Origin of the sequence: Pseudoalteromonas sp. NZS127_1 (assembly GCF_015864295.1) — a bacterium.
GTDB classification, from domain to species: domain Bacteria; phylum Pseudomonadota; class Gammaproteobacteria; order Enterobacterales; family Alteromonadaceae; genus Pseudoalteromonas; species Pseudoalteromonas arctica.
The window spans coordinates 1-520 of the sequence record NZ_JADYXO010000079.1 but is presented as its reverse complement, the minus strand read 5'-3'; the positions used below and the strand labels follow the sequence as shown (position 1 = coordinate 520).

Sequence of the window (520 nt, the reverse complement as noted above, 5' to 3'; positions counted from 1 at the left end):
TTTGCAAGTACGTTAGTGATTGCTGCAGTTAGTGTAGTTTTACCGTGGTCAACGTGGCCGATTGTACCAACGTTTACGTGCGGTTTTACGCGTTCAAACTTTTCTTTTGCCATGACGGAACCTATCAGTTTTGTGTATCTAAATTACATATGAAAATAATCCACCAGAGGTAGATTAAGTTAATTTTTTCAAATAGTATTTTCTGACAGATAAAGGAAGTAATCAAGGAGATTCTTATGACTGGTGCTGATAGGCAGAGTCGAACTGCCGACCTCACCCTTACCAAGGGTGCGCTCTACCAACTGAGCTATATCAGCAACACAAGAACTGGAGCGGGCAGCGGGAATCGAACCCGCATCATCAGCTTGGAAGGCTGAGGTAATAGCCATTATACGATGCCCGCATAAAAATCTGTTCTTAAACTACCTCTAACCGTCAAGAATAAAGTGGTGGAGGGAGCTGGATTCGAACCAGCGAAGGCTGAGCCGTCAGATTTACAGTCTGATCCCTTTGGCCGCTC

1 protein-coding gene and 2 tRNA genes are annotated in these 520 nt (G+C 44.4%); all 3 read right to left on the bottom strand.

Annotated features, from left to right (window positions below; genetic code table 11):
- The coding region (locus I6F50_RS20210) for a GTP-binding protein (protein WP_138558991.1) at window positions 1-113 on the bottom strand (113 nt) is incomplete at its 3' end.
- A gap of 128 nt (window positions 114-241) precedes the next feature.
- Window positions 242-317: transfer RNA gene (locus I6F50_RS20205), tRNA-Thr, on the bottom strand.
- A gap of 11 nt (window positions 318-328) precedes the next feature.
- Window positions 329-403, bottom strand: a tRNA-Gly gene (locus tag I6F50_RS20200).
- Window positions 404-520 lie beyond the last annotated feature (117 nt).